Source organism: Sphingomonas sp. BK481 (assembly GCF_014194875.1).
In the GTDB taxonomy this organism is placed as follows: Bacteria; Pseudomonadota; Alphaproteobacteria; order Sphingomonadales; family Sphingomonadaceae; genus Sphingomonas; species Sphingomonas aerolata.
Map to the genome: position 1 here is coordinate 34,463 of NZ_JACIAP010000010.1, position 23,989 is coordinate 58,451.

Here is a 23,989-nt window from a genome sequence, read left to right on the forward strand (position 1 = left end):
AGCAGCACCAACCACAGATCGTGGTCGTGCCGGACGCAGTCGAAAACCTGTACGACCTGGGAGTACATCATGCTCGGCTAACGGCAAGGCGTTAAGACATCTCCAACCGGCTCATATCGGCTTTCCCTGGCTGTGATCCAGGACCAAGGAAGCCGCAGTCGGGTTCTGCGCAGCCATGAACACTTACGTTGCCGAGCCCGCGCCTGTCGTCCGAACCGGCGACCATGCTCGACTGACATAACTTGATTTCGGTCCTCCGGGTCGGTTCCCAGTCGCTACAAAGATTTATGCCTCGCATCGCCGTGGCGCTGGTGGCATTAAGGGCGTGATCGGAGGATTACGTCCATGGCACGCAAGAGCATCAAAAGCGACGCGGTGAAACTCAAGGGCGAGACGGCCAAGAAGGCACCGCCGCTGCCGGCGGGTGCCGACCAGCCGACGAACTATGCCGAGCAGCAGGGCCATGGCGGCGAAACCCGCCAGACGACCTCGGACGCGGCACTTACCATGACCACGCAGCAGGGCATCCCGATCGCGGACGCCCAGAACAGTCTCAAGGCGGGTCTGCGGGGCCCCACGCTGCTCGAGGACTTCATCCTCCGCGAAAAGATCTTCCATTTCGATCACGAGCGCATCCCGGAGCGCGTCGTCCACGCACGCGGCTATGGCGCGCACGGCGTGTTCGAGCTGACCGACAGTCTGGCCGACTACACCCGCGCCGACGTGCTGAGCACGGTCGGGCAGCAGACGGAGGTGTTCGTCCGCTTCTCAACGGTAGCGGGCAACAAGGGCTCGCGCGATCTGGCGCGCGACGTGCGCGGCTTCGCCGTCAAGATGTACACGAAGCAGGGCAACTGGGACATCGTCGGCAACAACATCCCGGTGTTCTTCATCCAGGATGCCATCAAGTTCCCCGATCTGGTCCATGCGGCTAAGCAGGAGCCCGACCGGGCGTTCCCCCAGGCGCAAACCGCACACGACAATTTCTGGGATTTCGCCAGCCTCACCCCGGAAGCCTGGCACATGATCATGTGGATCATGTCCGATCGCACGATCCCCCGCTCCTTCCGCACGATGGAGGGCTTCGGCGTCCACAGCTTCCGCCTGGTGAACGCGGAAGGCAGGTCGACCTTCGTCAAGTTCCACTGGAAGCCGCGCCAGGGGCTCCAGTCGGTGCTGTGGAACGAAGCGGTCAAGATCAGCGGCGCCGATCCCGACTATCATCGCCGCGATCTCTGGGAGGCGATCGAGAGCGGTGACTTCCCGCAATGGGATCTCGGCGTCCAGCTGTTCGATCAGGAAACCGCCGACAAGCTTCCCTTCGACCATCTCGACTCGACCAAGCTCATCCCCGAGGAGGACGTGCCGGTCCGCATCGTCGGTACGCTCACGCTTAATCGCAACGTCGACAACTTCTTCGCCGAAACCGAGCAGGTCGCCTACTGCACGCAGAACATCGTGCCGGGCATCGACTTCAGTGACGACCCGCTGCTGCACGGCCGCAACTTCTCCTATCTCGATACCCAGCTGAAGCGGCTCGGCAGCCCGAACTTCACCCACCTGCCGATCAATGCCCCGCGCTGTCCGGTGATGAACTTCCAGCAGGACGGCCACATGGCGATGCGCAATCCGAAGGGGCGCGTGAACTATGAGCCGAACAGCTGGGGCGCGGAAGGCGGTCCGCGCGAGAACGCGGAGATCGGCTTCACCAGCTTCCCCGCCGAGGTTCAGGGGACTAAGCAGCGGGTTCGGTCCGAAACCTTTGCCGATCATTACAGCCAGGCGCGGCAGTTCTATCTCAGCCAGCAGCCGATCGAGCAGAAGCACATCGGCGACGCGCTGGTGTTCGAGCTGTCGAAGGTAGATCGTGTCGACATCCGGGCCCGGGCGGTCAGCCACCTGCGCAACATCGACGAGGATCTCGCCGCTACCGTTGCGGACGGGCTCGGCCTCGACCTGCCGGACGCCGCCAAGGCGGCCAAGCCGACGCTAGACCTGCCGACATCGTCGGCGCTCTCGATCGTCGCCAACGGCCCGGCGAATTTCGCCGGGCGAAAGATGGGCCTGCTGCTGACCGATGGGTCGAGCGCCGAGCTGTTCAATGCGCTGACGAAGGCGCTGGAAGCCGAAGGCGCGGTCTGGGAGGTGGTCGCGCCGAAGATCGGCGGGGTCACGCTCGACGACGGCACCAAGGTCGCGGCCAAGCAGAAGATCGACGGCGGACCTTCGGTCCTGTTCGATGCCGTCGCGGTGCTCCCGTCCGAGGAGGGGGTTGCGATGCTCGCCAAGGATGCGGCCTCCAAGGACTTCGTGGCGGACGCGTTCGGCCACTGCAAGTTCATCGGCTACACCGATGCAGCCGCCACGTTGTTCGACGCTTCTCGGGTGCCGGAGCTTGACGATGGCTTCGTAGCCCTAAGCAAGAGCAAGGACGTCAAGGCGTTCGTCACGACCTGTCGTGACCTCAGGTTCTGGGCTCGGGAGATGAAGGTCGATCTCGACGCGGCGGCCTGACGACCCTGGCGGGAGCGGCAGGTGGACGTCCTGCCGCTCCACTTAACGGCAAGCCTCATATCGCACGGACGTGGGACGTGCTGCCTCGCTCGCGTTCAACGGGATCGGGTCATACCATCGCGGGCCGCGGTAACGACCCAGCGGCCGGTGCGGCCCGCGGTGCGAACCGTCCAACAACGCCCGGTCTCTGCGAGGAACCGGGCGTGGATCCCTGCCGCATGCTGGACGAAATCGTAGAAATCAATCCTGTGGTGCGCGAGCACGATGATGCCGCCTGGGCGCAGGCGAGCGGCCATCTCACGCGCAACCCGGGCCATCTCTCGCGCTGAGAGGTAATACAGGATCTCGGCGATCACGATCACGTCATAGACGAGACGTGGCGGTCGACCGGGGAGCACGAGCAGCGATGCGCACGCACGAGGCCAGGCGGCAACGGCGCGTGCCGTCAGGTCGACCCCCTCCCTCGTGCCCTCGGTCGCATCGAGGCGCAACGCCATCCTCGCGATCGCGGCACTGTTGGATCCGTTGCCGCTGGCCAGCTCCAGCACCCGTCCGACCGGTCGGTGACCTATCGCGTGCAGGATCGCGGCACGCTTCACCGCCTCGTCACGGGCGGTGAAGGTGCGCCAGGGATCGTCGTCGCCGGCGAACTTGGCGGCGAACCCGGCAAGATCGATCGGGCTCGTCACTTCGAACCCGGCCGGTAGCGCTCGACCGGACGAGCAAAGGCCGCAAGCTCGTGTCTCGCGATCGTGAAGCCTGCTGGATCATCGGAAACGGCGCCGAGCTGCGTCCGGTAGACGCGGATCAGCGACCGCTTAACCGGAACTCCTCCGGGCACAGCGATGCGCCATGCCGGTCCGGACCTGTCCGGGCGAGGCGGCCACACGCGGTAGGTCAGCCGACCGGCGCCACCCGGGCATCGGGCGACGGCCGCTGCTACGGCGCGGTGATCGGGATGGTCGTCATCGCAGGCCGGTCCGACGATGAGATCGAGATCCCGGCATCGTGCGACCTGGCGGCGCAGCGCGCGATAACAGCGTCCCGGGATCGAGGGCAACTGGCCATCGGGCAAATTGAGGAACGAGACGTCGCCAGCAACGATGCCGAGACGACGTAGCGCATGAAGGCTCTCACGCTGGCGCGCCGCGACCAGTCGCGCTCTCGGCCATTGTCGGCTGCCCCGGTGAGACGCGGCACCATCGGTCACGACCGCAACCCGGACCCGAGCTCCATGGCGGCGAAGCCGCGCAATGAGGCCTGCCGCGCCGATGACCTCGTCATCCGGGTGCGGGGCGATCACCAGCGCGACACGTACGTTTCGCAGCGGGATCCTCACAGAATGGGGTCGAGGATGTGCTCGGCGACAGCCTGGCCGACGCGAAAGCGATGCGCGTCGGGCGCAGGCTGGCGCAGGTACACCATGAGATCGGCGATCTTTGCCGCCAGCGGATGCGATAGGAACAATCCCTGCAGCCCCACCGCCTCCTGCGCGATCGTCAGGGCGCGCTCGGCAGAGCCGGCGATCGATAGCCGCGCAGCGGACACCCGGGCGAGGCGTTCCGCATCCGTCCCGCTGAACCAGGCGCCCGCCGTGTCGCGGATGCTCGCCGCTGCACCCTGGGCAAGCAGGAACAGGTCGGCGAGGCGCGATGCCTGGAACGGATCGGAAGCGCGCTCGTGGGTGGTCAGGTGGTCACGCACTGCATCGAGCAGGCCGGCGATGCCCCCGGCATGAACCGCGGCGAAGCGCAGCGCGCCTCCGCTGAAGAACGGCTCCCGCGCATAGCTGCCGGGCTCGCCGATACGGCCGTCTTCACGGATCACAGAGCCGGACCAGCGCACCAGATGTGTCTCCGAGCGCTGCATGCCGATCGTCTGCCACCACTCCCGATCGATGGCAGGCGGATCGGCATCCAGGTCGAGCAGGAGCAGCTGCGGCCCGCGTTCGCTATCCGCAGTTACCAGCGCGTGAGTCAGTATCCCCGCCCCCGATGCATAGCCCTTGCCGCCGGTCAGCCGTCCGCCGGTAAGCACCAGCGACTCACCCGGCAGGCCCGCATTCCACACACCCAGCATCGCTCCCGCAGCGATCCGCGCCCGCAACGCAGCGACCTGGGACGACGTGCCGTATCGAAACACGATTTGCACCGCATCGACATGCCCCTCCAGCAGGCGCCCGATGGGGAGATCCCGGCGTCCCGCAGCGTAAAGAGGGCGGAGCAGGTCCAGATATGCCTCGGGCGTCGTCGGATCGCCGGCGGGGTCGGTCACCCACCCTGCCGCGACGATCGCATGGCGCAGAGCTTTGGTCGTCGTCATACCGCCTGCTCGCAAAGCTGGTGCTCGAGCGTTGCCAGGGCATGCTCGGCCTCGGCGAGGGTGACGTCGGGTATATCGGGCAGCGCCGGCACGACACGCATGGCGAACGCCTCTGCGTTGGGGCAGTCGCGCGCGACGCCGATCACATGGTCACCGGTCAATCCGATACGGTCGCCGAAGCGAGCTGCGACAAAGGAATCGGGGAGCCCGGCCCAAATGCGGCGCGCCTCCGCCTGCTGTCGGTATTGCCATGCCGCCCCTCGGGGATGCGGCATTGAGGGTGCCCCGTGATGGTCGATGGCACTGAGCGCAGCCGCCATGCCGCCCGGCGCCCGGCCGAGCCGCCGTGAGGAGGTCGCAACCACCATGCCGGGATCGCGGCGCACGCGAAACCCGGCGCGCCCGGCATCGTCGAGCAGGGCGGCGTCCTCGCCGCATGGCACCGGCTGGAAGCCACCCAGCGCCTGATAGGCTCCGGGTCGGAAGGCCATGTTGGCGCCTCCCGAGCAGTGGGAGCCGGTCGGACTGTCCCACGGAACGGGGTCGACCGATCGTCGGTAGGCGTGAAGCCGATCGAGGTAGCGCTCGACCCTCCCCTGCACCGGATCCCGCTCCGCTGCGATCCGGACGATTCGCCCGGCGACAAGGTCGGCCGAGGCCAGGCCCTGCAGTGCCGCCCTGACCCAATCGGCACGGGGCTGGCTGTCGGCGTCGGTCGTCAGGAGAATACCGTGGGGCGTGCTCGCCGCATGATGCAGGCCGAGGGCGATGGCGGCCCGGCGTGCACGACCGGCATTGGCATCAGGGGACGGGTCTCCCTGAGCCACCGTGAACGGAAGGGCCATGCGACCAGCATGCTCGAGTATTACCTGCTCGCTCGCATCCGAGCAATTATCAAGGAGGAAGAACACGGCAGCCTCGACGTCGCCCAGGTCCAGTCGCTCGATCGCCTCCAGCAACTTCGGTAACGCAGTCTCCTCGTTGCGGACCGGAACACAGATCGCAGCTGACACAGGTCGCAACGGCACCCCCACCATCGGTTTCGCAGGACCGGCGACCCTGCCTTGCAGGACTGTAGGTGATAAACGCCGGTTTCGATAGCTGCTCGCGGTGATGCAAGATGCCAGATCGTCATGCAGGACTATAGGTTTGCCCGGTTTCAACCGAGATATCGGCGTCGGGTAGGTAGCCGTCGAAGTTCGCGCCGCGCACCTACAAGCTGCTGTTCGACATGGCAGGCTACCCGGATGCGAAGGCGGTGCCATTCTTCCCCGAGATCGATCCCGTGTTCCGCGTCACCGACCCTGCCGCGCACTACCATGTGCCGGTCGTGGTCAGCCCCTTCGGCTACTCCACCTACAGGGGCAATTGATCACCGATCACGCCTCGATCCCTGCCTGGTGCATCGGCTTATAGAGCTCGTGCTCAAGCGACCGCAGGTAGCGGTCGAGGCGCTCTACCAGTGTTGCGACGTCCGCAGCATAGGCTGGGACGTTCGAAGCTATCGCGTTGCTGCTCCAACGCCGTATGTGGTCGGAGTAGCGTAGCCGAAGCTCGCGATCCTCTTCCATGATCCGCTCGTAAGTCGGCATCTGGTCGGCGAAATAGCCTCGAGCCTCCTTGTTCCAGCCCTGCTGTGTAGGCAGATGCTCCCGTACCGCATTGGCCAGGTTCATTCGTAGCCGGCCGAGGTCGGTAAGCGGAGGTCCAGCCCTGACGCAGTCACGAAGTGCGTAGGCAGCGGCGCGGATCGCCTCGTGGGAGCGCCTGCTATCATCGGGCCTCATCATCTCGTTCTACTCGCCATCATCTTACTAGCCGTCATTGCTGGCGCGCCGCGCGCCGATCATGGCCGTCTGAGCTGCCCCCTTCTGAGTGGTCCATCGACTATTACAGTCTGGACCAAGGAAGGGACGACGAATGCCTGCGAAGAAGCACAAGCCCGAGGAGATTATCGGGAAGCTACGTGAGGTTGAGATCATGCTGGGTCAGGGCGGCACGACCGCCGAGGCCTGTCGGCGCATCGCGGTCAGCGAGCAGACCTAATACCGCTGGCGCAAGGAATATGGTGGCCTGAAGACCGATCAGACTCGGCGGATGAAGGATCTGGAAAAGGAGAACCTGCGGCTGCGCCGGGCGATCTCGGATCTGACGCTGGACAAGCTCATCCTGCAGGAGGCAGCCAAGGGAAACTTCTGAGCCCCGCACGGCGTCGGCGCTGCATCGACCAGGTCCGGGAGGTGCTGGATGTATCCGAGCGGCGGGTGTGCCGCGTGCTCGGCCAGCACCGGTCGACGCAGCGCAAGGTGCCGTTCGGGGCAGATGACGAGCTGGCGCTCACCGAGGATATCATCGCCCTTGCCAGGCAGTACGGGCGCTACGGCTATCGCCGGGTGACGGCGCTGCTGCATGCGGCGGGTTGGTCGGTGAACCATAAACGGGTGGAACGGATCTGGCGACGCGAGGGGCTGAAGGTGCCGCAGCGCCAGCCGAAACGCGGCCGGTTATGGCTGAACGATGGCTCGTGCATCCGGTTGCGGCCGGAGTATCCGGGGCATGTCTGGGCTTACGACTTCGTCGAGGAACGCACCCATGACGGACGCAAGTTCCGCATCCTTACCATTATCGACGAGGCGAGCAGGGAGTGCCTGGCACTCGTCGTCGCGCGCCAGCTCAAACACGAAGACGTACTGGCAGCGCTGGCCGAGTTGTTCATCGAGCGTGGTCCGCCCGCGCATATCAGGTCGGACAACGTCCTATGTCTGGAAGCAGCGGCGGGTTTTGGCCAGCAGATATCCATGCGCCGACAACCATCGGCGCGGCATGCAATCTGAGCCAGATGGCTTCCACCGTCAACGGGATCGCTCCCTGCCATAGCAAACACAGGATCCAGCGGCGCCGGGGCGGCCGTGGTCCTCACCATCCTTAAAACGAGATACGCACCCAGGTGGAAGGCCCGAACATTATCTACAGGGTCGCTCGACGAGCGCCCTCACGGCACTTGCAGAGAGGGGTCCTTCCACCTGGCATCCGACCGTTCGAGGAACGGCCGGTACTCTGTCCCCGTCTTGACAACGGCGTGAGCCACGCGCGCCATCTTGGCGGTGAGCGCCGTCATCGCCTTGCGGCGACGGTCGGCATCGTCCGCGTGCCCGGCGGTGTACCGTCCGAGCTTGTCACGGAAACTGTTGTCGCGCTGACGCGCGGCGACCTGGGCAGCCATCCAGAAGGTGCGGCGCAGACGCGCGTTGCCGTACTTGGACAGCTTGGTGCGGCCACGAAACGTGCCTGACTGGCACGTTGCGAGATCGAGGCCGCAGAACTTCAGGAACTGTCGATGATGGTTGAAGCGACGCAAATCACCGGCCTCGGCCAGAATGGTCAGCGCGTTAATCGGACCAATGCCCGGAATGTTGCGCAGCAGCTTATAATCAACATGCTCGGCCAGCCTGTCATGGGCAAGCCGCTCTATCTCGTCACGCTGGTGGATGAGGCTGCGTCCCTGCGCGATGACCATGCGGAACATGGTAATTGCTGCCGAATCCTCCGGGACCGGCAGAGCCACCGAAGCGCAGGCCGTTTCGTATATGTCATTGACAAGACGGGCCTTGGAAACCTTGCGGCCGATGAGAGGCCAGGCAGCTGCCGAGAATGCCCCAGCGTCGAGCGCGGTGATGCTGGCAGGAGTGGGGAACCGCTCGATGAGCGCGAGAAACCAGTCGGACCGGCTGTTGCCTGCGAAGCGGGCGATCTCGGGGAAGTACAGCGGCAGGTAGTGGGTCAGGATGCGGTGCCAGGTCTGCGTCTTCATCCTAGAGATCGTTTCGTGGGTCTTCGAGAGTTCCTGCAGGTCATTGATGCCCGCGGCGAGAGGATCGACGTAGCGCTGCGTCGCACCGATCCGCAGCATGTGCAGGATGACCTGCGCGTCCTTGGGGTCGTTCTTGTCCCAGCCATTGTGCAGCGCCTCGCGCGTTCTGGCGAGCGCGACCGACGAGATGAGGCGCAGCTCGAACCCTGCCGTCAGCAGCCGATGTGCCAGCGTGCGATGGTAATTACCCGTCGCCTCGAACCCGACAATGATAGGGCGCCCGATGGCAGCGAGTTTTTCGGCAAAGCCGTCATAGTCCTGCCTGGTTGCCATGACGGTCATCCGCCGGCGCCGGCCGCCTTCCGGTCGCTCGATGAGAACCTCCTGCCGGCTCTTGGACATATCGATAGCTACCAGCACGGCGCCGGCAGGCGTAGAGGTGAGCTTGGTCATGGTCGGTCAGCCTCCAAAGTGTTGTCTCGACAACCTCACTTTAGATACCTGCTGACCGGTCATGGCTTGCCCTGATGAAGCCTGCGGCCGCTACGCGGCCTTGTCTTCATCAGGGCCATAGCGGCTCCCAAACCAGCGCTTCCCAATGTGCTATGGCAGCGAGTTCATCGCCGCCGCCGTCCAGACCTGGCTCAGGCAGATCGGCGTGAAGACGCTCTACATCGCCCCGGGCTCGCCATGGGAGAACGGCTACAACGAGAGCTTCAACGGCTCGCTGCGGGATGAGCTGCTGAACGGCGAGATCTTCTACACCCTCGCTGAAGCCAGGGTGCTGATCGAGGCGTGGCGGCGTCACTACAACACTGTCCGACCGCACAGCAGCCTCGGCTATCGACCACCCGCCCCGGAAGCGGCGACACCGCCATTGCCGGCCTCCGGTTCCGCTTCGCTCCACCTCCGACCGGCAATGGCGGCGGAGACGACAATGCACTAACTATCAACCCGGACCACCCGGTGGGGGCTGCTCATAATCACCACTCCTCGGCGGTCACCCCCTTTCCCTCAAACGATCGAATAGCGTGAATCGAAATCGCTTCTCGAAACTCGTCGGCTACGAGAATTGGGACAGTGGCGACGGTGATTGACATCGCACGGTGAGCATGGCTGATTAAGCGTATGGGGATGGCGATCTCCCCACGAGGCGTCAGCCAGAGAATCGCGTCCAGCACGAACACGCAAGGGACGCGTCATGCCTGCTCCAAACGCTATAACACCGGACAAACTTGCCCGCCTTGTCGCATCGCCCAGCGCGCCGCGTATCATCGATCTGCGCGACGGACCGACAGAAGCCATTCCGGGATCACTGTTTCCAGTTCTCCTTGATCCGACCCAATGGGGATATGCCTCCGGGTCATCAGCGGTCCTCATCGACACCGATGGTAGTGGTCTGGCAGTTGCAGCGGCCGCCATTCTTCGCAGCGAGGGTGTAGCGGCCGAAGTCTTGGACGGCGGGTTCGCCGCATGGGCGGCAAGCGGGTTGCCTACCGTTTCCCTGGTCCATCTGCCGCCACGACATGACGATGGCCAAACATGGTGGGTCACACGAGCGCGGCCCAAGGTCGATCGCATCGCCTGTCCCTGGCTGATCCGACGGTTCGTCGATCCGCAGGCCCGCTTCTTGTTCGTCGCGCCCGGTGACGTGCTGACCGTCGCCAAGCAACAACAGGCCGAGCCGTTCGACGTCGCGGACGAAGGCGTATTCTGGAGCCATCGCGGCGAGCGTTGCACCTTCGACATCATGGTCGAGGCCTTCGGCCTCGACGCGCACGAACCGCTGGTCCGCCTCGCGACGATCGTGCGGGGCGCCGATACCGATCGGCTCGACCTTGTGCCCGAGGCTGCTGGACTGCTCGCCATCTCGCTTGGCCTGTCGCGTATCCACAGTGACGATCACGCCCAGCTCGAAGCCGGCATGGCGGTATACGATGCGCTCTATCGCTGGTGCCGTGACGCGCAGGGCGAGAAGCACAACTGGTCCTCGCATCAGCCGGCGCGCGGGAAGGTGTCGTCATGACCGCGGTGACAGCCGACGTCGCGACGCCGACGCGCCCGGAACCGGTCACGCTCGGCCAGGCCTTCTGGGTCTGGCTGCGCATCGCGATGCTCTCGTTCGGCGGTCCTGCCGGACAGATCGCGGTAATGCACCGCATCCTCGTCGACGAAAAACGCTGGATCGGGGAGCAGCGGTTCCTGCACGCCCTCAACTATTGCATGTTGCTGCCAGGGCCAGAGGCGCAACAGCTCGCCACATACATCGGCTGGCTGATGCACCGGACGAAGGGCGGCATCGTCGCCGGCGTGCTGTTCGTTATTCCCGGCGCGGTCGCGATCATGGCGCTGAGCTGGGTCTATGTCCTCTACGGTCGCGTCGGTATCGTCTCGGCGCTGTTCTTCGGCCTCAAGTGCGCGGTATTGGCCGTCGTGCTTCAGGCGGTCGTGCGGATCGGCGGACGGGCGCTCAAGTCGACGCCGGCAAGGGCGCTTGCCGCGCTGGCGTTCGTCCTGATCTTCTTCGCCGGCGCGCCGTTTCCGCTGATCGTGCTGGGTGCCGGCCTCATCGGATGGTGGTCGACCCGGCAAGGCAGCACGGCCTTCAGGGGCGGAGGGCACGGCGCGTCCAAGGGCACGATCGTAGCCGACGCGGATACACTACTCGGCGAAGAGCTGCCCGCCCATGCCCGGCCGACATGGGCTGAGACGGTCCGCACAGCGCTGGTCTGGCTGGCTCTCTGGCTCGTGCCGGTCGCGGCGCTGTTGATCGCGCTCGGTCCCGATGACGTGTTCAGCCGCATCGCGACCTTCTTCTCGACGATGGCGATGGTGACGTTCGGCGGGGCCTATGCCGTCCTCGCCTATGTCGCGCAGCAGGCGGTCGAGAATTATGGCTGGCTGGGGCCGAAGGAGATGCTGGACGGTCTTGGCATTGCGGAGACGACGCCTGGGCCGCTCATCATGGTCCTGCAATTCGTCGGCTTCCTCGGCGCCTATCGCGGGTCCACCGGGCTGTCCCCGCTGTTGGCTGGGACGCTCGGCGGGCTGCTCGCGACCTGGGTAACGTTCGTGCCGTGTTTCCTGTGGATCTTCCTCGGTGCGCCCTTCATCGAGCGACTGCGCGGTAACGCTGCCGTCGCGGGCGCGCTGTCGGCGATCACCGCGGCGGTCGTGGGCGTCGTACTCAACCTCGCGGTGTGGTTCGCGCTGCATACGCTGTTTCGCGAAACGACGATGGTGGCAGCAGGGCCGTTCCGCTTCGATGCGCCGGTGCTGACCAGCATCGATCCGGCCGCCTTCGTCCTCTCGCTGGGCGCAGCCTACGCGATCTTCATGACGCGGGCGGGGGTCATCACGACCCTGCTGGCGACGTCGGCTGTGGGGCTGGCGCTTTATGGGCTTGGGGTAATCCGATGAATAGCGGAGAGAAGTCGATGGATGCGATCGATCGTCGTGCGGCGCTGGGTCTGGGGATCGCAGCGGGTGCCGCCTCGTTGGGCGGGCCTGTGGCCGCACAAGCTCCTGCCAACCCGGCGCCAGCCTTCACGCCCCGGCCGCTACCGTTCGATGCAGCAACGCTTCCCGGGCTGTCCGCCAAGCTGCTGACCAGCCACCACGACAACAACTATATTGGTGCGGTCAAGCGCCTCGGAGCGATCAAGGCCGAGTTTGCCAGGCTCGACCCGATGACGGCACCGGGCTTCACGCTCAACGGGCTGAAGCGTGAGGAGCTGATCGCCTGGAACTCGATGATCCTGCACGAAATCTATTTCGCGGGCTTGGGCGGTGCTTCGCGGCCGGGCGCACGGCTTTCGCAGGCGATCGAACGCGACTTCGGCAGCCATGCGCGCTGGGCGGCCGAGTTTACCGGCATGGGCAAGGCGCTGGCTGCCGGGTCGGGATGGGTATTGCTCACCTGGAGCGAACGGGACGGGCGTCTGACGAACCAATGGGCTGCCGATCATACGATGACGCTGGCAGGGGGAACGCCGCTTCTGGCGCTCGACATGTACGAACACGCCTATGCGATCGACTATGGCGCGAAGGCCGGCGATTACGTTGATACGTACATGAAGGTGCTGAGCTGGGATGCTGCCAGTCGCCGGTTCGAGCGACTGGCGGCACCGATCTAGGCAAGGACTGGTTCGGCCACCTTGCGGCGTCGCTGAAAACGCGACGCCCATGCGGTGATCGCCGGCAGCACCAGCAGCGTCAGCGCGGTCGACGTGATGAGGCCGCCGATGACGACCGTGGCGAGCGGGCGCTGCACCTCCGCACCCGTGCCGGTGGCGAGCGCCATCGGTACGAAGCCGAGCGACGCAACCAGCGCCGTCATCAGAACCGGACGAACCCGCTCCATCGCACCATCGGCGATAGCCCGATCATCGTCCTCGCCTTCCTCGCGGTGCTTGCGGATCGCGCCCATCATGACGAGGCCGTTGAGGACCGCGACGCCCGACAACGCGATGAACCCGACTGCGGCAGTGATCGAGAAGGGAATGCCGCGCAGCAGCAGGGCGAAGACGCCGCCCGCGAGCGCCATCGGCACCGCGGAGAAGACGATCAGCGCGGGGATGAAGCCGCCAAGCGCCATGTAGAGCAGCGCATAGATCGCCAAGAAGCAGATCGGCACCACCAGCATCAGGCGAAGCCGCGCCGATTGCAGACTCTCGAAGGTGCCGCCCCAACCGGTATACATGCCGGCAGGAAGCGGCATCGCATCAATGCGGGCTTCGGCTTCCTTGACGAAGCCGCCAAGGTCGCGTCCACGCACATTGACCTGAACGGTCATCATGCGCTTGCCGTTCTCGCGGCTGATCTGATTCAACCCTTGCGTATAATTGAACCGCGCCACCTCGCGCAGCGGGATCGAGCGCGCGGTCTGTCCCTCGGGCGTCGGCAGCATGACCGGGATCGCGCCCAGCGTATCGATGTCGTCACGCTGCGCGTCGGGCAGGCGCACCACCACCGAGAAGCGCCGATCGCCCTCGAATAACAGCCCGGCTTCCCGGCCGCCCAGCGCGGCCGAGACGGTGTTCGCCACCTCCTCGACCGAGAGGCCAAGCCGTCCGGCAGCCTGGCGGTCGATCTGCACGTCGAAGGTGGGGGCGCCGTCCGTCTGCTCGACGCTGACGTCGCCCGCGCCCGGGATGGTGCGCACCGCATTGGCGATCTTCTGGGCCTGTGCGGTCATTGCATCGAGGTCGTCGCCATAGAGCTTGATCGCCACGTCGGCGCGGACGCCGGCGATCAGCTCGTTGAAGCGCATCTGGATCGGCTGCTGGATTTCGGTCCGGTTGCCGATGACCCCCTTCATCCGCTCCTCGATGCGGGCGATGATATCCTCCTTGGTCTTTACCTCCGCCGGCCATTCGCTTTCCGGCTTGGGAATGACATAGGTGTCCGACGAGTTGGGCGGCATGGGATCGGTGCCGAGGTCGGCGTTGCCGTTCTTGGAGAAGACCAGCGCCACCTCCGGCAGCGTCTTCAACGCATCCTCGATCCGCATCTGCATCTGCGTCGACTGGTCGATCGAGGCCGAGGGCACGCGGAAGTTGGTGACGGTGATGTCCTTCTCGTCGAGCTGCGGCATGAACTCCTCGCCGAGGAAGCCGAAGCAGAACACCGCCGCGACGAACACGCCGGCACCGGCCGTGATGAAGGGCAACGGTCGGGCGATCGCCTTGCCCAGCAGCGGCGCATACCGCTCCTTGAACCAGCGGATCGGCTTCACCTCCGTTTCGCTGACCCGGCCCTTGATAAGGATCACGATCATCGCCGGCACGAAGGTCAGCGACAGGACGAAGGCGCAGGCCAGCGCGATCATCAGCGTCGTCGCCATCGGCGAGAACGTCTTTCCCTCGACGCCCTGGAACGTGAGCAGCGGGACGAAGACGAGGAAGATGATAAGCTGGCCGAAGACGGTCGGCCGGATCATCTCCTTCGCCGATGCGGCGGTCGTCTCAAGGCGCTCGTCCAGCGTCAGCAGGCGGTTCTCGGCGTGCTGGCGCTCGGCGAGGTGGCGCAGCGCATTCTCGACGATGATGACCGCCCCGTCGACGATCAGGCCGAAGTCGAGCGCGCCCAGGCTCATCAGATTGCCGGATACGCCCAGCGCATTCATGCCCGATGCCGTCATCAGCATCGTGATCGGAATGACCGCGGCGGTGATGAGCGCGGCGCGGACGTTGCCGAGCAACAGGAACAGGACGACGATGACGAGCAACGCGCCCTCGATCAGGTTTTTCTCGACCGTCGCGATCGTCGCGTTGACCAGCTTCGAGCGGTTATAGACGGGTTCGGCGAATACATCGGGCGGCAGCGTCCGGTTGACCTGTTCCAGCTTCTCTCCGACCGCGGTCGCGACGATGCGGCTGTTCTCGCCTACCAGCATCAGCACGGTCGAGATGACCGCCTCCGATCCCATGCGGCTGCCCGACCCGGTGCGGACCGCACCACCGATCATCACTTGCCCGACGTCCTTGACCCGCACGGGCACGCCGTTGCGGGTGGCGACGACCGCCTCCTGGATGTCCTCGATCGACTTCAGGCGGGCATCGGCGCGAACCAGAAAGCTCTCGCCGGCGCGGCGCACATAGTTCGAGCCTGCCGAGACGTTCGCCCGCTCCATCGCATCGGCCAGCTCGGTGATCGAGATGCCGTAGGAGGCGAGCGCATTGAGGTTGGGTTCGATCAGATACTGTTTGACATAACCGCCATTGGAATCGACCCCGGCAACGCCCTTCACGTTGCGCATCTGCGGCCGGATGATCCAGTCCTGCACCGTGCGCAGATAGGCAGCCTTGGCGAGTTCGGTGGTCAGCCGCTCGCCCTCCGGCGTCAGATAGCTGCCGTCCGACTGCCAGCCCGGCTGACCATCGACCGTCTTCACGCCCTTGCCGTCCGGGTGACGGAAGGCGATCGAGTAGAAGAAGATCTCGCCGAGGCCGGTGCTGAGCGGCGCGAGGTTGGGTTGCACGCCTGCCGGCAGGCTGTCCTTCGCCTGGGCGAGCCGTTCCGTGACCTGCGCCCTCGCGAAGTAGATGCTGGTCGCGTCGGTGAAGACCGCCGTCACCTGGCTGAAGCCGTTGCGCGAGAAGGAGCGCGTCATCTCCAGCCCGGGGATGCCCGCCAATGCCGTCTCGACGGGGAACGTCACCTGCTTTTCGACATCGACCGGGCCGAGCGAGGGGACGAAGGTGCTGATCTGCACCTGACGGTTGGTGACGTCTGGCACCGCGTCGATCGGCAGCTTGGTGATCTGCCATGCCCCGAACGCGACGACGACGAGGGTCAGGAACGCGACCAGCCATCGGAGGCGAACCGATGTCGAAAGGATGCGCTCGATCATTCCTCGCCTCCCACGTTCTTTTCGAGTTCGGCCTTGATGAGGAAGGCGTTGGTCGTGGCGATCTGCGTGCCCGCGCTAATACCTTCGGCAACGGCGACCATGCCGCCAGAGCGGTTGGCAATGCGGATAGGCTGCGCCTTGAACCCCTGCGGCGTCCGGACAAACACCACCGTCCTATCGCCCAGCGTCTGCACGGCATCCTGTGGGACCATGACGCCGCCCTTGGTCGCACCGCCGCTGGCCAGGATGCGCGCCTGGACGAGCTGTCCGGGTGCGAGCGTGCTGGTGCCGGCGGTCGGCGTCACCACGATCGTCGCGGTGCGCGACTGCGGATCAACGACGCCTGTTGCGGCACGGACCCGGCCTTCAATGGTGCGGCCATCACTGGTGCTCAGCTCGACCCGATCGCCGGTGCGGACCCGCATGGCATCGGCCGGGGGCACGTTGGCGGTGATCTGGAATCGACGCGGATCGGCGACCCGGAACAGCTCGGTTTCCGCCGCGACATACTGGCCGAGATTGGCAGCAGCAGCAGTCACACGGCCGGCGATCGGGCTGATGATCGCCACGGAGCGTCCGTCGCCGGTAACACGCGCGGCGCCTGCCGCGGCGCTGGCACGGCGCGCGTCGGCCTGAGCCACCGCGAGGTTGGCCTGTGCGGCCTCGTAGTCGGCACGGGGACTGACGCCCTGTGCGAGCAAGGTCCGTTCGCGCGCGAGCTGGCGCTGGGCGAGCGTCACGCGCGCCGATGCCGATGAACGGTCGGCCGCGATCTGCGAGGCGTCCCGGCTTTCGACCAGGGCGAGTGTCTGGCCTGCCCGGACAGGATCGCCGATCCGCGAGAAGATGCGCGTGATCGTCCCCGGTGCGCGGGCCGTCAGCAACGCTTCCGCGTCCGGTGTGGCCTCAACCGTCGCGGAGGCGATGACAGCAGCATCCAGCTCGCCTGAAGCGGCAGGGGCGACGGTGATCTGCGACGTCGCAATAGCTTGCGGCGTGATGACCAGCCTGTCGTTCGACGCTGCCGGTGTGGCGGCTTCTGTCGGGGCCGGTGTCGGAACAGGTGCCTGGGTGAGGCGTGCGACGCCGAAACCGAGCGCGGCAGCCGCGACCAGCCCGATGGCGGCCCCGGCATAGAGACGATGTTTTCCGGTCATTGGACCGCTTCTCCGGTGATGCTGAGGCCCGACAGGCGGGCAAGGTTGGCGCGGGCGTCGAGACGCGCGATGTCGGCGTCGAGGATGACGCCTCGGGCGGCGCCGAGATTGTGACGGGCGGCAAGCAGTTCGATCAGCGGTGCCTTGCCCGCCTCATAGGCGATACGTGCAAGGCGATACGCCTCCTCGGCGGTCCGCATCGTTCGCTGTGCGGCTACCGCGCGCGTATCGGCGGCCTGCACGAGGACGAAAGCGGCCCGCGCGCCGGTCTCCGCTTCGAGCCGCGCCGCTGCGGCGCGGGCTTCGGCTCCCTGAAGATCGGCACGGGCTGCATCGATATTGCCCCGGTTGCGATCGAAGAACGGCAGCGGCACCGATACCCCGGCGACGACGGCGGGGCCGCTGGCGACGCGAAGCTGGCGAACGCCAAGCTGCGCCGTGATGTTGGGAACAGCAAGCCGTTGCTGTACCGTAACGGCTCTTGCAGCTGCCTCCCGTTCCGCTTCCGCGACCTTGACCGTCGTTGCCTGCATCGGATCGACCGGTCCGCTCGACGGTCGCGCGTTCATCCGATCGAGCAGGGATTCCCCAACCCCGGTGAACGTCGTCGGGGAACCTGCCAAGCCTGAAAGCCGCGCGAGCGCCGCTGTCTTCTGGGCACGCGCGACTTCAAGATCGGCTTCGAGGGTCGCGAGTTCGGTTTCCGCCTGAAGCTGGCGCAACCGTGCTTCCTTGCCGGCACCGACAAGGGCGCGAGCGACCTTCAGGTCGGCGGTCGCCTCCTCCACCTCGTCCTCGGCGAGCGCGATCCGGCGTTCCGCTACCTCGGCACTCGCATAGGCGCGCGCCAGTTCAGTGGCGAAGAGCAGACGGCCATCGCGGTTCCGTGCTTGCGCCGCGGCGATGCCCGCCTCCCCGGCCGCGATCCGGGCGGAACGCTTGCCCCCCAGCTCAATCGGCTGATCGATCTGGAAGGTGGTCTGCTGCTGATTGCGCGCGTTGTTCTGCAAGTCGCCGGCGAAGTTCTCGGCGTAGACGTTGATGAAGGGATTGGGCCGCGCGCGCGCCTGTTCGGCAAGGCCTTGCGCGCGGGCCACGTCCGCATCGAGGGCGGTCACGCGCGGAGCCGTCTGCGCCTGACGCAGGAGCTGGGCGAAGGGTGGTGCCGTCTGCGCACCGGCCGTGCCGATGGGGCACAGCATTACGAGCATACCGGCCAGCGCAAGCCTGCGCTGCCGGCGACTGGGGCCGTTCATGATCTTCTTCCTGCAAAGGTGAGCTTGGTGGCGCGGTTGGCGCCGGTGCCGGCTCAGGCTCGTGGAGGTCGAAGAAACTCTGCGGGGTCGATCCCTCCGGGCAGACGAGCGGTGCCGATCATCCATTGCCGGTCGGCAACGAGGATCATCCGCTCGGACGGGAGCGCCCCGTCAAACGCTACCCAATGCCCTGTCGCGTGCGCCAACACATGGATCGGTGCATCGGGATCGGATTTCTCGGGCGTATCGTGGCTATGCTCGATCACTGACGCATGGATCGCATCGTCGTCATGGACGATCGCATTGTGCCACCCCGACAGGCCGATCAGGCCGAGCATGGCGACGAGCGCCAGCACGGCGCCCAGCAGCGCGGATCGAGGATGACGCATAGGCATTCTGCCGAAACTACGCTGACCGCCTGTAACGGACAAGCGCATCACCGGTTCGGCCACTTCGGATGACGGCGATCGATCACGAAAGCATGATCGCCCTTGGCGTGCTCTGCGTGGTGGGGATCGTCGGCGGGTAGATCGGCATGGTCATGCGGAATGACGTCCGGATCATGCGCCGGCCATAGGCGAAGCGCCGCGACGACGCCGATCGCGGACAGCGCCGCCATGCCGACGAAGGCCGCGCTCATGCTGACGCGAGCGCCCAACTGTCCGACGAGCGGATAGCAGATCAGCCAGCACACATGGCTGAGTGCGAACTGCGCCGCGAACAGGGCGGGCCGGTCCTCGGCATTGGCCGATCGGCGAAGAAGTCGTCCGGACGGCGTGAGGCTTGCGGAGTAGGCGACGCCCATGACCAGCCAGCCCGCCAGCAGGACGTGCCAATAGGCAGCGCCCGGCGTCATCGTCGCGCTGATCGCGGCGAGCGCCGCGAGCGTGATCGTCAGCACGGCAGCGGCGACGATCATCACCGTGCGATCGGCGATCCTGTCCAATACCCGCGGCAGGGTCAGCGCCGCGGTGATCGAGCCGCCTCCGAAGGCGGCGAGCGTCAGTGCGACATCGCGCTGGCTCAGGCCCAGGCCCTTCACGATGACGACGGTGTTGACGATGACCATCGCGCTCGCGGCAGCGGCGCTGAGCGTCAGGGCCAGCAGTCCGCGCAGGCGCGGCGTCCTGAGGTAGATGCGCGTTCCCCGCGTCGTTTTGTCGTAAATGCCGCCCTGATCCTCGACTGGTGCGGGCCGGGGCAGGACCGTCGAGACGACGAGCAGCGCCGAAGCGATGAAGCCGATCGCCGTGCCCGAGAACAACCAGTGATAGCTCATCACCGTCAGCAGGCCGGCCGCAAGGATGGGGCTGGTCAGGCTCTCCATGTCATAGGCGAGACGCGACAGCGACAGGGCGCGGGTATAGTCACGCTCATCCGGCAAAACGTCCGCGATGGTCGCCTGAAACGTCGGCGTGAACGCGGCCGACGCCGATTGCAGGACGAAGATCAGGACATAGACCTGCCAGACCTGGTTCACGAACGGCAGGCAGATCGCCACGGCCGCGCGGATCGCATCCATGCTGACAAGCAACGCCCGCCGGGGTACGCGGTTGGCGAACGCTCCGGCGATCGGGGCGACGCCGATATAGGCGACCATCTTGATCGCGAGCGCCGTGCCCAGCACGGCCCCGGCGCTGCCACCAGCGATGTCATAAGCCAGCAGTCCCAGCGCAACGGTCGCAAGTCCCGTCCCGATCAATGCGATGATCTGGGCGAGAAACAGATGACGGTAAGTCCGGTTTGCCAGGACGCTGAGCATGGACGCCTCATATCCCCCTAGGGGGATGCCGTCTATCCCCCTGGGGGGATACTCGACAACATCGGTGCCGGCATCCTACATTGAGGGCATGTCTCATAACGCGCACTCCAGCCACCCGGCGATCATCAAGCGCCTGAACCGCGCAGCGGGTCATCTGCGCAGCATCGTCGGGATGATCGAGGAAGAGCGGCCATGCGTCGACATCGCCCAGCAGCTCCAGGCCGTCGAAAGCGCGATTGCCAGCGCCAAGCGCGCGCTCATCAACGACCATATTGACCACTGCCTCGTTCATGCCGAGGAAGGTGAAGGGACGAAGGTTGCGGTCGAGCAGTTTCGGGCGATTTCGAAATACTGGTGACGCGGCACTCCGCTTTCCCGATTGGGAAGGTCGCGTGGGACGGCTGACGGCGGGAAGGCGCGCTCGATGGCAACGAGGGCGCCATTTTCCCGAAATGTGTTCCCGATTGGCTTTTCCCGAAACTGCCCGGTGCAGATGGAGAAACGGGACAACCTATGGCCGTCTGATCGACCTCCCCTTGGCGGTCGAAGCTGTTGGCAGATAACGTGAGTGCGACGCCTCGTTTGCGAGCAGCGCCGGATGATGGCGAGCACATTGGCAGCTAATTCGAGCACGGTGCCACGCGCCAGTGGCAGATAGCGTGAGCAGGAAATAGCGCTGTTGGCGAGCAGACACCGCTACGATTGCAAGCCCCTACACCTACCAGCCAAGCCGGGGTACACACCCCCGCCGAGGAGCTGGCCGACGATCTTCGCACGAGAGCCTTTCACCTCATGGATGAGCATCCGATTGCAGCGGCTCATTTGGTGCTCGCCGCGGCTTCGATCGCGCCGGAATGTGCGGCCGAGAAGGAGGTCGCAGACGAGTTTTCCTTCGTCATCGCCGACTTCATGCAGCAGCTGAAGATTCTGCATCACCGCGCCGTGACGAAGCGCGCCATAACAACTGGAGCGGCACGTCATGGGGCTTGATGATCGCGACTATATGCGGGCCCGGTATCGGAGGCGCCAGGGTATCGATGACGGCCCGACGATCTGGAACGACAAGCGCGGGCGTGTGGAAATGGGCCAGGGATCGTCATGGACCAACGCAAGATGGCAAATGGCCGGCGTCGGACGTGCGCTACTTCAAGCAATCCTAGTTCCGGCCGTCGCGCTCGGGGGCATGTATGTCATCTATAGGACGTACACCTCGGTGATGACGTCGGCATTTCAGAGGATGATTCCAGTGCCATTCCCGGAAAGCGGCACGGTGTTCACCACACCGGCAACCGACCTTAACCGTCGACAGGGCATTCTAAGGTTTCGCGCTCCAGACAGGCCCAATCATGGCTACGTGGTCGTCTTGAACGACGTCGCGACCGACAAGGATGTGTTGGGGATCTACGTAGCTGGGGGGAAGAAGACGGCAACACCGGTCCAGGTCGGGACCTACCGCGTCAGGATTGCGGAGGGGCTGACGGCCTTCTGGCACGGGAATGACCGCCTTTTCGGCTCGACCACAGCAAAGGAAATGATGGCTCCGGTGAAGGTGGTCGGATCAACAGACAAGACGATCCGGCTGCAGACCGGTCTTGCTCGCGCTCTCGAGGTCAAAGCCGACAGCGCAAAGGGCTTTCTGGAATAGGTCATTTCAGTCGCAACGCACTGAGATAGCAACAAACCTATGGTACACGATCATCGAACGAGGGAGGGATACAATGCGCCGTACTATCGCAATCATGGCATTGCTCGCAGCGTCGGCTTCGCCGGCGCTCGCCCAGAAGGCGGGTAAGGGGGGGATCGGGATCGACGAGAATACGCAGGTTCCACGCTGCGATCGACCCTACGGGACCATCGCGTTGGTGGAGGAGCGCGCCGCTGGAGGAACCGCCGAGGGCATTCCCCCGGGCCTTGCGGCGCTGATGCGGATGGCAGAAGCCCAGAACGGCGGGAGTCAGCGTGTTGATCCGATCCCCCTGCTGAAGCTTCTCGTTGCTCAATCGGGCTGCTTCCAGGTCGTCGATCGTGGAGAAGGCTTCGACGCCCTGCAGCGAGAGCGTCAGCTCGCAGCGGGTGGAAGCGTCGCTGGCGCGAACAACCAAGCCACTCTGAAGGCCGCGGATTACCTTCTCCAGGCCAAGGTGCTCTATTCGGATTCTGATGCGGGTGGCAGCGGAGGCGGGCTCGGCACGATGTTCCCCGGCGGCCTCGGGTTCAAACAGAAGGTCAAGTCGAGCCAGACCATGCTTACCTTGATCGAGGTGAAAACCGGCATCCAACAGGCGATCGCGACGGGCTCGGCCCGCAAAAAGGATCTGTCGATCCTGGGAGGCGGTCTGCTCACCAACGCCGGCGTCGGCGCTCTCGGAGGTGCGTATACCAGCACCGACATGGGCAAGATCACTTCGGTCGCGATGCTCGACGCCTTCGTCAAGCTGACCAATCAGGCACAGACGCGGTTGCCCCAACCAACTGGAGCTTCGATCGGACCGGCGCCCTCCCCGGCGCCTCCGATGGCACCACCAGCGCCGAGGCAATAAGCTTTAGAGGGGAGAGGGAGTTAGCAGGCGAGCGAGAGCATCGCTCGAGAGCCCCCTCCCCCATCGTCGTCAGGTGTCCATATGAAACACGCGCGTATCCAGCAGCGGGACTTCTTCGATCCTGCCCCGGACCTCAACATAGAGCCGCTAGACGCGGCCGAGATGGAGGCGCCGCGTGGTGAACCGATCGCCATCCCTTGCGGCTTCATGACGAAGACCAACGAGCGATGCCAGCGACTGGCAAGCAGGCCCGTCATGCTGGAGGGGCACCAGATGACGTGTAGAGGCCGTCCTATGCTGTTCTGCGACCCCGCCTGCTACAATGCCTCCATGCGCGCCGACGTGCCGGCAGACGAAACCATCACGGATCCGTCAGCGTAGTCGATGCAAACGGCCCCCTCCCCCACTGCGCCGACATGCGGATATTGCGGCAATCGCCTCGGAGCGTGGCCGCCCGCCAGTCCGGTTGAGCCGTGCCGCGTCTGCAGAAGGCCGACGATGTTTGTGCCGATCCCGTGGAGCCAACCTCGCCGTCTCCTGATGTCCGGTCTCCTCGATGCTGGCGCATCGCTCTACGGGATCGCGACGGTCTGTCTCGTGGCTGCGTTCGCCATATCGCCGTCATCAGGTCGAGAATTTGTGAAGGCCTTCACCCTGATGCTGTTCGTTATAGGGTCCGTCCTAGCCGTCGACGGGATATTGGCAGTACGTACCGGGATCGACCGCACCTGGTCTACCAGGAGGAAAGGCCGATCGGCTCGCGCGCTGGGCGTCGGGAAGATCCTCGCGTCCAACGCCGCCCTGATGTTGGTCATCGTCGGCATACTGATATAGGTATCGCGAGTGTGCGACCGCGCACCTGTGCACAGGTGCTCACTTGCACGTCTGCGACGTCGCAATTACGCTTCTGTGCACCAGCGCACCCGCGCGTCGATGCACGTATGTCTGGGAGCGTATGCGTGAGCGAGTGCGCTTGGCTCTAGCCTGCCAAGGTCGTGGGGTGCCCTCCCCCCGAAGGCGCCAGCTAGTTCAGAAGCTCCCTTTTCACCCGCCCCCTTAGCGTTGGGGATCGTGCGAAAGCGTTATGCTCCACACCCTGCGATGGAATGAATCACCGGTGCACTGGTGCACAGGTGCGATGCGACCGCCGTGATTGCGTGGCGCATGGCTCTGGCTCGGCCGAGGGACGACAGGTCGCCGACGCGATCTCTGCGACACGGCGCTAAGGGCTGCATTGGCTCGGCGCACTATTGCGATAATGCACTGTCGCAGG

Annotated in this window: 20 protein-coding genes and 4 pseudogenes; 13 read left to right on the forward strand and 11 right to left on the reverse strand. The window is 65.2% G+C overall.

From position 1 onward, the window contains the following. The first annotated feature begins 345 nt into the window (after window positions 1-345). Window positions 346-2,514, forward strand: a complete 2,169-nt coding sequence (locus tag FHY04_RS17100; protein ID WP_018250473.1) for a catalase — start codon at window positions 346-348, stop codon at window positions 2,512-2,514. 95 nt (window positions 2,515-2,609) lie between these two features. On the opposite strand, the gene FHY04_RS17105 is transcribed toward FHY04_RS17100, so the two are convergent. Genes FHY04_RS17105 through FHY04_RS17120 form a run of 4 tightly spaced genes read right to left on the reverse strand, consistent with a single transcriptional unit; the run spans window position 2,610 to window position 5,795 of the window. Next, window positions 2,610-3,203 carry a class I SAM-dependent methyltransferase gene (locus tag FHY04_RS17105; RefSeq protein ID WP_132884333.1) on the reverse strand — a complete coding sequence of 198 codons (594 nt, stop codon included), beginning with the start codon at window positions 3,201-3,203 and terminating at the stop codon, window positions 2,610-2,612. Further along, window positions 3,200-3,853 carry a PIG-L deacetylase family protein gene (locus tag FHY04_RS17110; protein WP_010408764.1) on the reverse strand — a complete coding sequence of 218 codons (654 nt, stop codon included), beginning with the start codon at window positions 3,851-3,853 and terminating at the stop codon, window positions 3,200-3,202. The genes FHY04_RS17105 and FHY04_RS17110 overlap by 4 nt, the downstream gene beginning before the upstream one ends. Continuing rightward, window positions 3,850-4,788: an acyl-CoA dehydrogenase gene (locus FHY04_RS17115; RefSeq protein ID WP_231729960.1), complete on the reverse strand. Its 939-nt coding sequence runs from the start codon at window positions 4,786-4,788 to the stop codon at window positions 3,850-3,852. Before FHY04_RS17115 ends, FHY04_RS17110 begins: the two co-directional genes overlap by 4 nt. Window positions 4,789-4,832: 44 nt before the next feature. Then, on the reverse strand, window positions 4,833-5,795 hold the full coding sequence (locus tag FHY04_RS17120; protein WP_206378455.1) for a glycosyltransferase family 2 protein: 963 nt from the start codon (window positions 5,793-5,795) through the stop codon (window positions 4,833-4,835). 248 nt (window positions 5,796-6,043) lie between these two features. Here FHY04_RS17120 and FHY04_RS17125 point away from each other — a divergent pair. Next, a pseudogene (locus FHY04_RS17125) lies at window positions 6,044-6,208 on the forward strand (hydroxyisourate hydrolase); the annotation flags it as partial. 7 nt (window positions 6,209-6,215) lie between these two features. Here the strand turns inward: FHY04_RS17125 and FHY04_RS17130 are convergent. Then, complete coding sequence (locus FHY04_RS17130; protein ID WP_082442131.1) at window positions 6,216-6,512, reverse strand: hypothetical protein; 297 nt, start codon at window positions 6,510-6,512, stop codon at window positions 6,216-6,218. A gap of 244 nt (window positions 6,513-6,756) precedes the next feature. On the opposite strand from FHY04_RS17130, the pseudogene FHY04_RS17135 reads away from it, so the two are divergent. Continuing rightward, window positions 6,757-7,589: pseudogene (locus FHY04_RS17135) on the forward strand (IS3 family transposase); the annotation flags it as partial. Window positions 7,590-7,803: 214 nt separating this feature from the next. On the opposite strand, the pseudogene FHY04_RS17140 reads toward FHY04_RS17135, so the two are convergent. Beyond that, window positions 7,804-9,100 (reverse strand): annotated as a pseudogene (locus FHY04_RS17140) (IS110 family transposase). A gap of 154 nt (window positions 9,101-9,254) precedes the next feature. Here FHY04_RS17140 and FHY04_RS17145 point away from each other — a divergent pair. The 4 genes and pseudogenes from FHY04_RS17145 to FHY04_RS17160 all read left to right on the forward strand — a co-directional run. Continuing rightward, window positions 9,255-9,593 (forward strand): annotated as a pseudogene (locus tag FHY04_RS17145) (integrase core domain-containing protein); the annotation flags it as partial. Between the two features lie 255 nt (window positions 9,594-9,848). Further along, window positions 9,849-10,673, forward strand: coding sequence for a sulfurtransferase/chromate resistance protein (locus FHY04_RS17150; RefSeq protein ID WP_126013732.1), 825 nt, complete (start codon window positions 9,849-9,851; stop codon window positions 10,671-10,673). Further along, window positions 10,670-12,067 carry a chromate efflux transporter gene (gene chrA / locus FHY04_RS17155; protein WP_126013730.1) on the forward strand — a complete coding sequence of 466 codons (1,398 nt, stop codon included), beginning with the start codon at window positions 10,670-10,672 and terminating at the stop codon, window positions 12,065-12,067. The genes FHY04_RS17150 and chrA overlap by 4 nt, the downstream gene beginning before the upstream one ends. 17 nt (window positions 12,068-12,084) lie before the next feature. Next, window positions 12,085-12,783: a superoxide dismutase gene (locus tag FHY04_RS17160; RefSeq protein WP_116463011.1), complete on the forward strand. Its 699-nt coding sequence runs from the start codon at window positions 12,085-12,087 to the stop codon at window positions 12,781-12,783. Here FHY04_RS17160 and FHY04_RS17165 read toward each other — a convergent pair. From FHY04_RS17165 to FHY04_RS17185, 5 genes are read right to left on the reverse strand one after another with little or no spacing between them, the layout of a single operon-like run. After that, complete coding sequence (locus tag FHY04_RS17165; RefSeq protein WP_116463010.1) at window positions 12,780-16,001, reverse strand: efflux RND transporter permease subunit; 3,222 nt, start codon at window positions 15,999-16,001, stop codon at window positions 12,780-12,782. The two genes, FHY04_RS17160 and FHY04_RS17165, sit on opposite strands and share 4 nt — an antisense overlap. Continuing rightward, complete coding sequence (locus tag FHY04_RS17170) at window positions 15,998-17,158, reverse strand: efflux RND transporter periplasmic adaptor subunit (protein WP_116463009.1); 1,161 nt, start codon at window positions 17,156-17,158, stop codon at window positions 15,998-16,000. The genes FHY04_RS17165 and FHY04_RS17170 overlap by 4 nt, the downstream gene beginning before the upstream one ends. After that, window positions 17,155-18,414, reverse strand: coding sequence for a TolC family protein (locus FHY04_RS17175; protein WP_116463008.1), 1,260 nt, complete (start codon window positions 18,412-18,414; stop codon window positions 17,155-17,157). Before FHY04_RS17175 ends, FHY04_RS17170 begins: the two co-directional genes overlap by 4 nt. A 53-nt stretch (window positions 18,415-18,467) precedes the next feature. Beyond that, window positions 18,468-18,809: a hypothetical protein gene (locus FHY04_RS17180; RefSeq protein WP_221211856.1), complete on the reverse strand. Its 342-nt coding sequence runs from the start codon at window positions 18,807-18,809 to the stop codon at window positions 18,468-18,470. Window positions 18,810-18,850: 41 nt separating this feature from the next. After that, window positions 18,851-20,176, reverse strand: a complete 1,326-nt coding sequence (locus tag FHY04_RS17185) for an MFS transporter (protein WP_116463006.1) — start codon at window positions 20,174-20,176, stop codon at window positions 18,851-18,853. Between the two features lie 88 nt (window positions 20,177-20,264). Between FHY04_RS17185 and FHY04_RS17190 the strand changes: the two genes are divergently transcribed. The 6 genes from FHY04_RS17190 (at window position 20,265) to FHY04_RS17215 (ending at window position 23,550) form a co-directional block, all read left to right on the forward strand. After that, window positions 20,265-20,534 (forward strand): metal-sensing transcriptional repressor, encoded by a 270-nt coding sequence (locus tag FHY04_RS17190; RefSeq protein ID WP_116463005.1) that lies wholly within the window; start codon window positions 20,265-20,267, stop codon window positions 20,532-20,534. Window positions 20,535-20,968: 434 nt separating this feature from the next. Continuing rightward, window positions 20,969-21,166 (forward strand): hypothetical protein, encoded by a 198-nt coding sequence (locus FHY04_RS17195; RefSeq protein WP_158441947.1) that lies wholly within the window; start codon window positions 20,969-20,971, stop codon window positions 21,164-21,166. Beyond that, entirely contained in the window at window positions 21,156-21,821 is a 666-nt protein-coding gene (locus FHY04_RS17200) for a hypothetical protein (RefSeq protein WP_022675749.1), read from the forward strand. The genes FHY04_RS17195 and FHY04_RS17200 overlap by 11 nt, the downstream gene beginning before the upstream one ends. A gap of 73 nt (window positions 21,822-21,894) precedes the next feature. Further along, entirely contained in the window at window positions 21,895-22,716 is an 822-nt protein-coding gene (locus tag FHY04_RS17205) for a CsgG/HfaB family protein (RefSeq protein WP_022675750.1), read from the forward strand. 81 nt (window positions 22,717-22,797) lie between these two features. Next, entirely contained in the window at window positions 22,798-23,097 is a 300-nt protein-coding gene (locus tag FHY04_RS17210) for a hypothetical protein (RefSeq protein ID WP_022675751.1), read from the forward strand. Between the two features lie 159 nt (window positions 23,098-23,256). Next, window positions 23,257-23,550 carry a hypothetical protein gene (locus tag FHY04_RS17215; RefSeq protein ID WP_022675752.1) on the forward strand — a complete coding sequence of 98 codons (294 nt, stop codon included), beginning with the start codon at window positions 23,257-23,259 and terminating at the stop codon, window positions 23,548-23,550. Window positions 23,551-23,989 lie beyond the last annotated feature (439 nt).